The following is a 13,404-nucleotide window of genomic DNA, read 5'->3' on the forward strand; positions in this document are numbered from 1 at the left end:
ACCTGTACGCGATCAGGCGGACAGGTTGGCGCGACCCTTGCCACGGCGGTTCGCCAGGATGGCGCGGCCGGCACGGGTACGCATGCGCAGGCGGAAACCGTGGGTCTTCGCGCGACGACGGTTGTTCGGCTGGAAGGTGCGCTTGCTCACTCGGGGGCTCCAGAAATGATTCGTAGACGGCGGGACATCGCCTGGCTGTCACCGTGCGCCCACGAGAAGCTCGCGTTTACGCCCGTGTGCACCGCTTCACAATCACAGATCGTGATCTTTGCCCATCGGAGGCAGGCGGCAGCAGCCATCGACAACTCGACCTGGTCACGGTACGCGCGGCTGCGCCATCCGGTCAAACCGTCCCCATGGCGTGGTCCACTGTGCACAGGCTGTGGACAACAACTTGAACCACGCGGGTCGCCCTGACTACCGTGGCTGAACTTGGATTCTTTTCCTGCCTGTCTTCCCATCCCGTCCCGAGAACCACACATTCGTGGGACCTGCGAGAGAGCGTGCCTTGTGGCTGACGTACCTGCCGATCTTGCCGCAGTGTGGCCACGAGTGCTGGAGCAGCTCCTCGATGAGGGCCAGCAGGGCGTCGAGCCGAAGGACAAACAGTGGATCGAGCGCTGCCAGCCGCTCGCCCTGGTCGCCGACACCGCACTGCTCGCCGTCCCCAATGAATGGGGCAAGCGCGTGCTCGAAGGCCGGCTCGCCCCCCTCATCAGCGAGACGCTGAGCCGTGAGTGCGGCCGTCCCATCCGGATCGCGATCACCGTCGACGATTCCGTCGGCGAGGGGCCGGTCCCCCAGGGGCCTCCTCAGCAGCAGCAGCCTCGTTACCAGGGACCGCAGCACGACGAGCCCCGGCCCGGAGATCCGTACGACTCGTACGGTCACCGCTCCTCCGACGACGGGCTGCCGACGGCCCGGCCCGCCTATCCCGAGTACCAGCAGCGCCCGGAGCCGGGCTCCTGGCCGCGTACCCAGGAGGACCTGTCGTGGCAGCAGCCGCGGCTCGGGGGCTTCCAGGACCGCGACCCGTACGCCTCCGCGCCGCAGCGGCAGCCTCAGCACGATTACCGGTCGCCGCAGCCGCCCGAGCGCCGGCAGTACGACTCACGTCCGGAGCGGCATTCGATGCAGGAGCCGCAGGCTCCGCACCGCGGCCCCTCGGGAGCTCCTGGGCCGCTCGGCGCTCAGCCGGCACCGGCGCCGGGCCCCGGCGAGCCTCACGCCCGCCTCAATCCCAAGTACTTGTTCGACACCTTCGTCATCGGCGCGTCCAACCGCTTCGCACACGCCGCGGCCGTCGCTGTCGCCGAGGCTCCGGCCAAGGCGTACAACCCCCTCTTCATCTACGGGGAGTCGGGGCTCGGCAAGACGCACCTCCTGCACGCGATCGGGCACTACGCGCGCAGCCTCTACCCGGGGACCCGCGTCCGGTACGTGAGTTCGGAGGAGTTCACCAACGAGTTCATCAACTCGATCCGGGACGGCAAGGGCGACACCTTCCGCAAGCGCTACCGGGACGTCGACATCCTCCTCGTCGACGACATCCAGTTCCTCGCGAGCAAGGAGTCGACGCAGGAGGAGTTCTTCCACACCTTCAACACCCTCCACAACGCCAACAAGCAGATCGTGCTGTCCTCCGACCGGCCGCCCAAGCAGCTGATGACGCTGGAGGACCGGCTCCGCAACCGGTTCGAGTGGGGCCTGACCACGGACGTGCAGCCGCCGGAGCTCGAGACGCGCATCGCGATCCTCCGGAAGAAGGCCGTCCAGGAGCAGCTCAACGCCCCGCCGGAGGTACTGGAGTTCATCGCCTCCCGCATCTCGCGCAACATCCGTGAGCTCGAGGGCGCGCTGATCCGTGTGACGGCGTTCGCGTCCCTCAACCGGCAGCCGGTGGACCTGGGGCTCACCGAGATCGTGCTGAAGGATCTGATCCCCGGCGGCGAGGACGCGGCTCCCGAGATCACCGCCGGCGCCATCATGGCGGCGACCGCGGACTACTTCGGGCTCACGGTCGAGGACCTCTGCGGCTCCTCTCGCAGCCGGGTGCTCGTGACGGCGAGGCAGATCGCCATGTACCTGTGCAGGGAGCTGACGGATCTGTCGCTGCCGAAGATCGGCGCACAGTTCGGCGGCCGGGACCATACGACGGTGATGCACGCGGACCGGAAGATCCGGGCCCTCATGGCGGAGCGGCGGTCCATCTACAACCAGGTCACCGAGCTCACCAACCGCATCAAGAACGGCTGACAGGCCGGCCACGACGGCCTCTGAGGGCGCTCCGGGAACCGTCCCGGAGCGCCCTCAGGCGTTTCGCCCGCACCGGTGTGTTCGAATTCGAGCCGGCCTCGAGCCGTTCTCCACAGTTGTGCGGGGAATCCTCCGTCCACAGCCTGGGGACCAGGAAGTTGTCCACGACCGGTCCACAGGCACACCGACCACCGGGCCGTCACCCCAGGTCAGCCCCTTGGGGATTTGTGGCAAACCACGTTCCACAGACTGTGGACACGAAAAGCTTCCACAGGCTGTGATCGTCGTTGTCCACCGCCGCCCCACAGGCAACGGCCCGTTGCCCACAGCTTCTCCACACCCCTGTCCACTGTTCGGCAACGAAACACACCCGCTCACCGCGTCGAGTGAAAGCCGTCACACCAACGAGGTCGGTTGGCCTGTGGGGAACCGGGGTAAAGCTGGGGACGGGACTGGGGAGAAGTCCCCGCGGCCTGTGCATCGGGTGTGCAGAACTTTCGCGTGTCCACAGAAGCGCCCGGTTGTCCACGGTCCCCGCCCACAGGCGCGGTGGACAAAAAAGCGGGCTTGACCTGGGCAAACGACGTTATCCACCGTTTCCACAGCCCCTACTACTACTCCCACCTAGAGTTACCGGGGAATTCGCTTCGAAGAAGGCCCTGTGCACAACTCGAGCCCGGACCGCCGGGCAGCTCTTGCCACGACTTGACCCCGACCCGCACCGACTGTCGGCGTCGTGCGTCAGACTGGTCCCCGGCATCAAGCCGACGAGAAGGCCAGCAGGGCGAGCCAGCAACAGCAGGAGGCGGTTCCGGTGAAGATCCGGGTGGAGCGCGATGTACTCGCGGAGGCGGTGGCGTGGGTGGCCCGTAGCCTCCCGGCCCGGCCGCCGGCGCCCGTTCTCGCGGGCCTTCTCCTGAAGGCGGAGGACGGCGCCGTCAGCTTCTCGAGCTTCGACTACGAGGTCTCGGCCCGTGTGTCGGTGGAGGCTGAGGTGGACGAGGACGGCACCGTCCTGGTCTCCGGCCGCCTTCTCGCCGACATCTGCCGCGCCCTCCCCAACCGTCCGGTGGAGATTTCCACAGACGGTGTACGAGCGACCGTGGTCTGCGGCTCCTCCCGATTCACACTCCACACCCTGCCTGTGGAGGAGTACCCGGCACTGCCGCAGATGCCGACCGCGACCGGCACCGTGCCCGGTGAGGTCTTCGCCTCGGCCGCTGCCCAGGTCGCCATCGCCGCCGGCCGCGACGACACGCTCCCCGTCCTGACCGGTGTGCGCATCGAGATCGAGGGCGACACCGTCACGCTGGCGTCCACCGACCGCTACCGCTTCGCCGTCCGCGAGTTCCTGTGGAAGCCCGAGAACCCGGACGCCTCCGCGGTCGCCCTGGTGCCCGCCAAGACGCTGCTGGACACCGCCAAGGCGCTCACCAGCGGTGACACCGTCACCCTGGCGCTGTCGGGTTCCGGCGCCGGTGAGGGCCTGATCGGTTTCGAAGGAGCGGGGCGCCGGACCACGACGCGACTGCTCGAGGGCGACCTGCCGAAGTACCGGACGCTCTTCCCGACCGAGTTCAACTCGGTGGCCGTCATCGAGACTGCGCCGTTCGTCGAGGCCGTCAAGCGCGTGGCCCTCGTCGCCGAGCGCAACACCCCGGTGCGCCTCAGCTTCGAGCAGGGCGTGCTGATCCTGGAGGCAGGATCCAGCGACGACGCACAGGCTGTGGAGCGGGTCGACGCGCAGCTCGAGGGCGACGACATCTCGATCGCCTTCAACCCGACCTTCCTGCTGGACGGGCTGAGCGCGATCGACTCGCCCGTCGCCCAGCTCTCGTTCACCACCTCCACCAAGCCGGCGCTGCTGAGCGGCCGGCCGGCCGTGGACGCCGAGGCGGACGAGGCCTACAAGTACCTGATCATGCCGGTGCGGCTGAGCGGCTGATCAGCGGCTTCTGAGCGCTTGACCCCACAGGTGTGCACCCGTGTCCGGGCGTAGGCTCGGACACGGGTAGGTACTGCACACAACGATTGAGGAATCATCTGATGGAGCTCGGTCTCGTCGGTCTCGGCAAGATGGGCGGCAACATGCGTGAGCGCATTCGCCGCGCCGGCCACACCGTCATCGGGTACGACCGCAACCCTGACGTCGCTGATGTCCACAGCCTCGAGGAGCTTGTGGGCAAGCTCAAGGGCCCGCGGGTCGTCTGGGTCATGGTCCCGGCCGGCGCCGCCACGCAGTCCACGATCGACGAGCTGGCCGAGCTGCTCTCCCCGGGCGACGTGGTCGTCGACGGCGGCAACTCCCGCTGGACCGACGACGAGAAGCACGCAGTCGAGCTGGGTCTGAAGGGCATCGGCTTCGTCGACTGCGGTGTGTCCGGCGGTGTGTGGGGCCTGGAGAACGGCTATGCGCTGATGTACGGCGGTGACGCCGAGAACGTCGCGAAGGTGCAGCCGATCTTCGACGCCCTCAAGCCCGAGGGCGAGTTCGGCTCGGTCCACGCGGGCCGGGTCGGCGCGGGCCACTTCGCGAAGATGGTCCACAACGGCATCGAGTACGCGATGATGCAGGCCTACGCCGAGGGCTGGGAGCTCCTGGAGAAGGTCGACTCGGTCACCGATGTGCGCGAGGTCTTCCGTTCCTGGCAGGAGGGCACGGTCATCCGCTCCTGGCTGCTCGACCTCGCGGTCAACGCGCTGGACGAGGACGAGCACCTCGAGCAGCTGCGCGGTTATGCACAGGACTCGGGCGAGGGCCGGTGGACGGTGGAAGCCGCCATCGACAACGCCGTCCCGCTGCCCGCGATCACCGCGTCGCTGTTCGCCCGTTTCGCGTCCCGTCAGGACGACTCCCCGCAGATGAAGATGATCGCCGCGCTGCGCAACCAGTTCGGTGGCCACGCGGTGGAGAGCAAGAAGTAGTCCACAGGCTGTGCACCAGTGGTGCACAGCCATGCCGGGGGAAGGTCGGCGCACACCATGCACGTCACGCATCTGTCGCTGGCCGACTTCCGCTCGTACGCCCGGGTCGAGGTCCCTCTCGATCCGGGCGTCACCGCTTTCGTGGGGGCGAACGGGCAGGGCAAGACGAATCTCGTCGAGGCCGTCGGCTATCTCGCCACGCTCGCCAGCCACCGCGTTTCCTCGGATGCGCCGCTGGTACGGATGGGGGCCGACCGGGCCGTGATCCGGGCCGCTGTGACCCAGGGGGAGCGCTCGCAGCTCGTCGAGCTCGAACTCAATCCAGGACGGGCGAACCGTGCCCGGATCAACAGGTCGTCGCAGGTCAGGCCGCGTGACGTGCTGGGGATAGTGCGGACGGTGCTCTTCGCCCCGGAGGACCTGTCGCTGGTCAAGGGGGATCCCGGCGAGCGCAGGCGCTTCCTCGACGAGCTGGTCACGGCGCGCTCGCCGCGCATGGCGGCCGTGCGCTCCGACTACGAGCGTGTGCTGAAGCAGCGCAACACCTTGCTGAAGTCGGCGGCCATGGCGCGGCGGCACGGTGGCCGTGGCATGGACCTGTCCACCCTCGACGTCTGGGACCAGCATCTGGCTCGCGCGGGCGCCGAGGTGACCGCCCAGCGGCTCGACCTGATCGCCGCCCTGCAGCCGCTCGCGGACAAGGCGTACGAGGCGCTCGCACCGGGAGGCGGTCCCGTCGCGCTCGAGTACCGGTCCTCGGCGGGCCCCATGGACGAGGCGCACGGCCGCGAAGCGCTGTTCGAGCAGCTGACGGCGGCGCTGGCCGATGTGCGCAAGCAGGAGATCGAGCGGGGCGTGACCCTGGTCGGTCCCCACCGTGACGAACTGGTCCTGAAACTGGGGCAGATGCCCGCCAAGGGGTACGCGAGCCACGGCGAGTCCTGGTCGTACGCGCTGGCGCTGCGGCTGGCCTCGTACGACCTGCTGCGGGCCGAGGGCAACGAACCCGTTCTGGTCCTCGACGACGTCTTCGCGGAGCTGGACGCCCGGCGCCGGGAGCGGCTGGCCGAACTGGTGGCCCCTGGCGAGCAGGTGCTGGTGACAGCGGCCGTGGACGACGACGTCCCGGGAGTGCTGGCGGGTGCCCGCTACGAGGTCTCTGGCGGGACGGTGCAGCGCGTATGACCGGCGAGGGCGGCGAGGGGCCGGCAGCGGCGGGGCCGTCGGGCGCCGGCGAGTCCTCCGGCGTGGACCTGGCACGCGTGGCGCTGCGCGCCGCGAAGGAGCAGGCAAAGGCCCGTGGCGCGGCGGCGCAGCAGAAGAAGCAGGCCAGGCGGGGCGGCGGGCTCCGTTCCGGAGCCCGGGCCGACGGGCGCGATCCGCTGCCGCTGGGGGCGGCGATCAACCGGCTGATCACCGAGCGGGGCTGGGAGACGCCGGCCGCCGTGGGCGGGGTGATGGGCCGCTGGCCGCAGATCGTGGGCGAGGACCTGGCCAACCACTGTGTCCCGCTGCGATACGACGAGGCTCCGGACGAGCGCCTGCTGACCGTGCAGTGCGACTCGACGGCGTGGGCCACCCAGCTGCGGCTGCTGGCTCCGCGCCTGGTCGCCCGGCTCAACGAGGACCTCGGGCACGGGACCGTCCGCGCGATCAAGGTGCTCGGTCCCCAAGGCCCCGCGCGCCGGTTCGGACCCTTGCGGGCACCGGGAAGTACGGGCCCCGGGGACACGTACGGCTGACGTCCGGACGTCGCGTGGACACCGATGTGGCAGAAGGAAACCGCCGTCGCGGATGAGGTGTCCCTCACGGTAGCGAGAGGTTGACAGCCCGAAAGCGCTCAAAGCCCGTGTGAGCCTCTTGGAGCCCCTTCCCGGATATGGGGAGTCGGACGGCGATGGTTCAGGGCGCCACAGGCGGACTCAGCTACCGGCAAACCGCCATTAGTGTCGGCGTTACCGGTAGACTGGTGGACAGTCCCGCTTCTGTTGCGGGACACGTCGATTAGATGCCGAACGACGCAGCCGCTCCCGCATGCCGGTGAACGGCTCGTGCTGTGCCAGAAAGGGCGCTTCGTGGCCGATTCCGGCAACCCCAACGAGAACACTCCGTCCACCCCTGCCGGTGGGAACGGCGAGGTCACAGCCTCGTACGACGCCAGCGCGATCACCGTCCTCGAGGGTCTGGACGCGGTCCGCAAGCGCCCCGGCATGTACATCGGCTCGACCGGTGAGCGTGGACTCCACCACCTCGTCCAAGAGGTCGTCGACAACTCCGTCGACGAGGCGATGGCCGGCCACGCCGACGCCATCGACGTCACGATCCTCGCCGACGGCGGCGTACGCGTCATCGACAACGGCCGTGGCATCCCGGTGGGCATCCACCCCGTCGAGAAGAAGCCGGCCGTCGAGGTCGTGCTCACCGTGCTGCACGCGGGCGGCAAGTTCGGCGGCGGCGGCTATGCCGTCTCCGGCGGTCTGCACGGCGTCGGTGTCTCCGTGGTGAACGCGCTGTCCTACAAGCTCGCCGTCGAGATCAGGACGGACGGTTACCGCTGGACGCAGGAGTACAAGTCGGGCGTCCCCACCGCGCCGCTGGAGCGGCACGAGGCCACCACCGAGACCGGCACCTCGGTCACCTTCTGGGCCGACGGCGACATCTTCGAGACGACGGAGTACTCCTTCGAGACGCTCTCGCGCCGTTTCCAGGAGATGGCCTTCCTCAACAAGGGCCTGACCCTGACGCTGACCGACGAGCGCGAGTCGGCGAAGGCCACCGCGGGCGCGGAGACGGGCCAGGAGCCGGAGGACATCGAGCAGCCGGCCCGTACGGTCAAGTACCACTACGAGGGCGGCATCGTCGACTTCGTGAAGTACCTGAACTCCCGCAAGGGCGAGCTCATCCACCCCACGGTCATCGACATCGAGGCCGAGGACAGGGAGCGGATGCTCTCCGTCGAGATCGCGATGCAGTGGAACTCGCAGTACACGGAGGGGGTCTACTCCTTCGCGAACACGATCCACACGCACGAGGGCGGCACCCACGAAGAGGGCTTCCGCTCCGCACTCACCGGTCTGGTGAACCGTTACGCGCGCGAGAAGAAGCTGCTGCGCGAGAAGGACGACAACCTCTCCGGCGAGGACATCCGCGAGGGTCTCACCGCGATCATCTCGGTCAAGCTGGGCGAGCCGCAGTTCGAGGGCCAGACGAAGACGAAGCTGGGCAACACGGAGGCCAAGACCTTCGTGCAGAAGGTCGTCCACGAGACACTGACCGACTGGTTCGACCGCAATCCGAACGAGGCCGCGGACATCATCCGCAAGGGCATCCAGGCGCAGACGGCCCGCGTCGCGGCCCGTAAGGCGCGGGACCTGACGCGCCGCAAGGGTCTGCTGGAGTCGGCGTCGCTGCCGGGCAAGCTGAGCGACTGCCAGTCCAACGACCCGACGAAGTGCGAGATCTTCATCGTCGAGGGTGACTCTGCCGGCGGCTCTGCCAAGTCCGGACGTAACCCGATGTACCAGGCCATCCTGCCCATCCGCGGCAAGATCCTGAACGTCGAGAAGGCGCGGATCGACAAGATCCTCCAGAACACCGAGGTCCAGGCGCTGATTTCGGCCTTCGGCACCGGTGTCCACGAGGACTTCGACATCGAGAAGCTCCGCTATCACAAGATCATTCTGATGGCGGACGCCGACGTCGACGGCCAGCACATCAACACCCTGCTGCTGACGTTCCTGTTCCGCTTCATGCGGCCGCTCGTCGAGGCGGGTCACGTCTTCCTCTCGCGCCCGCCGCTGTACAAGATCAAGTGGGGCCGGGACGACTTCGAGTACGCCTACTCCGACCGCGAGCGCGACGCCCTGGTCGAGCTGGGCAAGCGGGGCGGCAAGCGGATCAGGGAAGACTCCATCCAGCGCTTCAAGGGCCTCGGCGAGATGAACGCCGAGGAACTGCGCATCACCACCATGGACCAGGACCACCGAGTGCTCGGCCAGGTCACGCTGGACGACGCGGCCCAGGCCGACGACCTGTTCTCCGTGCTCATGGGTGAGGACGTGGAGGCGCGGCGTTCGTTCATCCAGCGCAACGCCAAGGACGTTCGCTTCCTCGACATCTGAGTCGGTCTCAGCTGACCGTACGAAAGGACTGAAGACCAGCAATGGCCGACGAGAACACGACAGTGACGCCTGAAGAGGAGCCCATCGTTCCGGGCGTGGGCATGCGCGTGGAGCCCGTGGGGCTCGAGACCGAGATGCAGCGCTCGTATCTCGACTACGCGATGTCCGTCATCGTCTCGCGTGCGCTGCCGGACGTGCGGGACGGGCTCAAGCCCGTCCACCGCCGTGTGCTGTACGCGATGTACGACGGTGGCTACCGGCCCGAGAAGGGCTTCTACAAGTGCGCCCGCGTCGTCGGCGACGTCATGGGCACCTACCACCCGCACGGCGACTCCTCGATCTACGACGCCTTGGTCCGCCTGGCCCAGCCGTGGTCGATGCGCATGCCGCTGGTGGACTCCAACGGCAACTTCGGCTCCCCGGGCAACGACCCGGCCGCCGCCATGCGGTACACCGAGTGCAAGCTCATGCCGCAGTCGATGGAGATGCTCCGGGACATCGACGAGGAGACCGTCGACTTCCAGGACAACTACGACGGCCGCAACCAGGAGCCGACGGTTCTGCCGGCGCGCTTCCCGAACCTCCTGGTCAACGGCTCGGCCGGCATCGCGGTCGGTATGGCGACCAACATCCCGCCGCACAACCTGCGCGAGGTCGCGGCCGGTGCGCAGTGGGCGCTGGAGCACCCGGACGCTCCGCACGAGGAACTGCTCGACGCGCTCATCGAGCGGATCAAGGGCCCGGACTTCCCGTCCGGCGCGCTGGTCGTGGGACGCAAGGGCATCGAGGAGGCGTACCGCACCGGTCGCGGCTCCATCACGATGCGCGCGGTCGTCGAGGTCGAGGAGATCCAGAACCGCCAGTGCCTGGTGGTCACGGAGCTTCCCTACCAGGTCAACCCGGACAACCTCGCGCAGAAGATCGCCGATCTGGTCAAGGACGGCAAGATCGGCGGCATCGCCGACGTCCGTGACGAGACGTCTTCGCGCACCGGCCAGCGCCTGGTGATCGTGCTGAAGCGCGACGCCGTCGCCAAGGTCGTGCTGAACAACCTCTACAAGCACACCGACCTGCAGACGAACTTCGGCGCGAACATGCTGGCGCTCGTCGACGGCGTGCCGCGCACCCTGTCGCTGGACGCGTTCATCCGCCACTGGGTGACGCACCAGATCGAGGTCATCGTCCGGCGCACCAAGTTCCGCCTGCGCAAGGCGGAGGAGCGCGCGCACATCCTGCGCGGTCTGCTCAAGGCACTGGACGCGATCGACGAGGTCATCGCGCTGATCCGGCGCAGCGACACGGTCGACGTCGCACGAGAGGGCCTGATGGGCCTGCTCGAGATCGACGAGATCCAGGCCAACGCCATCCTCGAGATGCAGCTGCGCCGACTGGCCGCCCTGGAGCGCCAGAAGATCGTCCAGGAGCACGACGAACTCCAGGCGAAGATCAACGAGTACAACGCGATCCTCGCCTCGCCGGAGAAGCAGCGCGGCATCGTCAGCGACGAACTCGCCGCGCTCGTCGAGAAGTTCGGCGACGACCGGCGCTCGAAGCTGGTGCCCTTCGACGGTGACATGTCCATCGAGGACCTGATCGCCGAGGAGGACATCGTCGTCACGATCACGCGTGGCGGCTATGTGAAGCGCACCAAGACCGACGACTACCGCTCCCAGAAGCGCGGTGGCAAGGGCGTGCGCGGGACGAAGCTCAAGGAAGACGACATCGTCGACCACTTCTTCGTCTCCACCACCCACCACTGGCTGCTGTTCTTCACCAACAAGGGCCGGGTGTACCGGGCCAAGGCGTACGAGCTGCCGGACGCCGGCCGTGACGCCCGCGGCCAGCACGTCGCGAACCTGCTGGCATTCCAGCCGGACGAGCAGATCGCCGAGATCCTCGCGATCCGCGACTACGAGGCCGCGCCGTACCTGGTGCTCGCCACCAAGGCCGGCCTGGTGAAGAAGACGTCCCTGAAGGACTACGACTCGCCCCGCTCCGGCGGTGTCATCGCGATCAACCTCCGGGAGACGGAGAGCGGCGACGACGACGAACTGATCGGCGCGGAGCTGGTGTCGGCGGAGGACGATCTGCTGCTCATCAGTAAGAAGGCGCAGTCGATCCGGTTCACCGCGACCGACGAGGCGCTGCGGCCGATGGGCCGCGCGACCTCCGGCGTCAAGGGCATGAGTTTCCGAGAGGGCGACGAACTGCTCTCGATGAATGTCGTCCGGCCCGGTACGTTCGTGTTCACAGCCACCGATGGCGGGTACGCGAAGCGGACCGCCGTCGACGAGTACCGCGTCCAGGGCCGCGGCGGCCTCGGTATCAAGGCCGCCAAGATCGTGGAGGACCGTGGGTCTCTCGTGGGCGCGTTGGTGGTCGAGGAGACCGACGAGATCCTGGCCATCACGCTCGGCGGCGGTGTGATTCGTACGCGAGTCAACGAAGTCAGGGAGACGGGCCGTGACACCATGGGCGTCCAACTGATCAACCTGGGCAAGCGCGATGCCGTCGTCGGTATCGCTCGCAACGCCGAGGCCGGTCGTGAGGCCGAAGAGGTCGAGGCGGCCGTCGAGGCCGAAGGGACCGAGGAGGCCGCCGTCGAGGCGACGGCCGAGGCGGCAGCCGAGGGCACACAGTCCTCGGCCGGGGAGCACGAGGAGTAAAGCGTGAGTGGAGCCACGGGCGCCGGACCGGCAGCATCCGGAGCGAACGGTGCCCGTGGCCCTGCCGCGGACTCCCAGGGGGCCACAGTGACGGACACCCGGGGGCAGCAGCCCCCGTACCAGATGTTTGGCGGCGAGCAGCCTGCCCAGCAGCAGGCCGGCCAGCCGTACCACCCGCCGCAGGCGTATCCGTCGCCCGGCGGGACCCAGGGCGGTCAGCAGCGGCCGTCCCAAGGTCCGGGCGCGGGTCCGGGCGCGGCGGTGCGCAGGCCGCGCACAGGGGCCCGTACGACGCCGCGCACGCGCAAGGCGCGGCTGCGGGTGGCCAAGGCCGACCCCTGGTCGGTGATGAAGGTCAGCTTCCTGCTCTCCATCGCGCTCGGCGTGTGCACCGTGGTCGCGGCCGCGGTGCTGTGGATGGTCATGGACGCGATGGGCGTCTTCTCGACCGTCGGCGGCACGATCAGTGAGGCGACCGGCTCCAACGAGAGCAACGGCTTCGACCTCCAGTCGTTCCTGTCGCTGCCGCGGGTGCTCATCTTCACCTCGGTGATCGCGGTGATCGATGTGGTGCTCGCCACAGCGCTGGCGACCCTCGGAGCCTTCATCTACAACCTCTCCGCCGGTTTTGTGGGCGGAGTCGAGCTCACGCTCGCCGAGGACGAGTAGCGCCGCGGAGGGGTCCTCGGATTCCGATTTTGGCGCTGCACCGCGTGTGCGCTAATCTTCAGAGGTCAGCGCGCAGCGCGGAGGGGCTATAGCTCAGTTGGTTAGAGCGCATCCCTGATAAGGATGAGGCCACAGGTTCAAATCCTGTTAGCCCCACAGTGACGACAGGCCCGGACGGAGATTCTCCGCCGGGCCTGTCGCTTTGTGCCCGGCACGAGTTGGTGTGCTGCGGGTGCCGCCGGGCGTAGGTCACCGATCGGTATCGGTCGGTGTGTATAGTCGGGCGCCAGAAGTCCTCATACGTCAAGGAAAGACGAGGTCGCGCGGTGAAGAAGCTTCTCCTGGTCGCACTGGCCGCCATCGGCGGGCTCCTCGTGTACCGCCAGATCCAGGCGGATCGCGCCGAGCAGGATCTGTGGACGGAGGCGACCGACTCCGTGCCCGCAGGTTCGGGTGTGTGAGACGCAACGTTTCTTGGACATGAGCCCCGGTCGCCGTAGCGGCCGGGGCTCTGTGCTGCCCGGCCTGAGGATGCCGCGGCCGGAGGGGCTGCGGATGCCTCTGTCCGGAAAGGAGTCACGGACCGTCATCGGTTGTGACGGGATCCTGTGGATTTCGCTTCCGTGAATGAATTGCTTGCGGTAGCGAACCGTGGGTCGTTCCCGGCTGTGTGGGAAAGCCGCCCCGCCGTGGATCAGGGACCGGACAGGGGCGCCGGTGGTGGCGTGCCGGGATGCCGTGGCGGACCACGGGGGACGATTCGCCCG

General features: G+C 68.1%; 10 protein-coding genes and 1 tRNA gene. 10 read left to right on the forward strand and 1 reads right to left on the reverse strand.

The features are described from left to right. Window positions 1-12: 12 nt before the first annotated feature. The gene (gene rpmH / locus AB0K36_RS02685) at window positions 13-150 is read right to left on the reverse strand and encodes a 50S ribosomal protein L34 (RefSeq protein ID WP_014047156.1); all 138 of its coding nucleotides are present in this window, start codon (window positions 148-150) and stop codon (window positions 13-15) included. Between the two features lie 360 nt (window positions 151-510). Between rpmH and dnaA the strand changes: the two genes are divergently transcribed. The 10 genes from dnaA to AB0K36_RS02735 all read left to right on the forward strand — a co-directional run bounded on the left by dnaA (window position 511) and on the right by AB0K36_RS02735 (window position 13,098). Then, complete coding sequence (gene dnaA, locus AB0K36_RS02690; RefSeq protein ID WP_364587255.1) at window positions 511-2,256, forward strand: chromosomal replication initiator protein DnaA; 1,746 nt, start codon at window positions 511-513, stop codon at window positions 2,254-2,256. A gap of 814 nt (window positions 2,257-3,070) precedes the next feature. Then, complete coding sequence (dnaN, locus tag AB0K36_RS02695; protein WP_005314958.1) at window positions 3,071-4,201, forward strand: DNA polymerase III subunit beta; 1,131 nt, start codon at window positions 3,071-3,073, stop codon at window positions 4,199-4,201. A 101-nt stretch (window positions 4,202-4,302) separates the two neighbouring features. After that, entirely contained in the window at window positions 4,303-5,181 is an 879-nt protein-coding gene (gene gnd, locus AB0K36_RS02700; RefSeq protein ID WP_159689825.1) for a phosphogluconate dehydrogenase (NAD(+)-dependent, decarboxylating), read from the forward strand. Window positions 5,182-5,238: 57 nt separating this feature from the next. After that, window positions 5,239-6,366 (forward strand): DNA replication/repair protein RecF, encoded by a 1,128-nt coding sequence (gene recF, locus AB0K36_RS02705; protein WP_364587258.1) that lies wholly within the window; start codon window positions 5,239-5,241, stop codon window positions 6,364-6,366. Then, complete coding sequence (locus AB0K36_RS02710; RefSeq protein WP_364587261.1) at window positions 6,363-6,923, forward strand: DciA family protein; 561 nt, start codon at window positions 6,363-6,365, stop codon at window positions 6,921-6,923. The genes recF and AB0K36_RS02710 overlap by 4 nt, the downstream gene beginning before the upstream one ends. Before the next feature lie 309 nt (window positions 6,924-7,232). Next, window positions 7,233-9,302 (forward strand): DNA topoisomerase (ATP-hydrolyzing) subunit B, encoded by a 2,070-nt coding sequence (gene gyrB / locus AB0K36_RS02715; protein WP_364587264.1) that lies wholly within the window; start codon window positions 7,233-7,235, stop codon window positions 9,300-9,302. Window positions 9,303-9,343: 41 nt separating this feature from the next. Beyond that, window positions 9,344-11,968, forward strand: a complete 2,625-nt coding sequence (gyrA, locus tag AB0K36_RS02720) for a DNA gyrase subunit A (protein ID WP_189473163.1) — start codon at window positions 9,344-9,346, stop codon at window positions 11,966-11,968. 87 nt (window positions 11,969-12,055) lie between these two features. Then, complete coding sequence (locus AB0K36_RS02725; RefSeq protein WP_364587267.1) at window positions 12,056-12,637, forward strand: DUF3566 domain-containing protein; 582 nt, start codon at window positions 12,056-12,058, stop codon at window positions 12,635-12,637. Between the two features lie 82 nt (window positions 12,638-12,719). Beyond that, window positions 12,720-12,793, forward strand: a tRNA-Ile gene (locus AB0K36_RS02730). A gap of 170 nt (window positions 12,794-12,963) precedes the next feature. Beyond that, window positions 12,964-13,098, forward strand: coding sequence for a DLW-39 family protein (locus tag AB0K36_RS02735; protein WP_003958712.1), 135 nt, complete (start codon window positions 12,964-12,966; stop codon window positions 13,096-13,098). Window positions 13,099-13,404 lie beyond the last annotated feature (306 nt).

This window comes from Streptomyces kurssanovii, from assembly GCF_040677245.1.
Classification (GTDB): Bacteria; Actinomycetota; Actinomycetes; order Streptomycetales; family Streptomycetaceae; genus Streptomyces; species Streptomyces kurssanovii.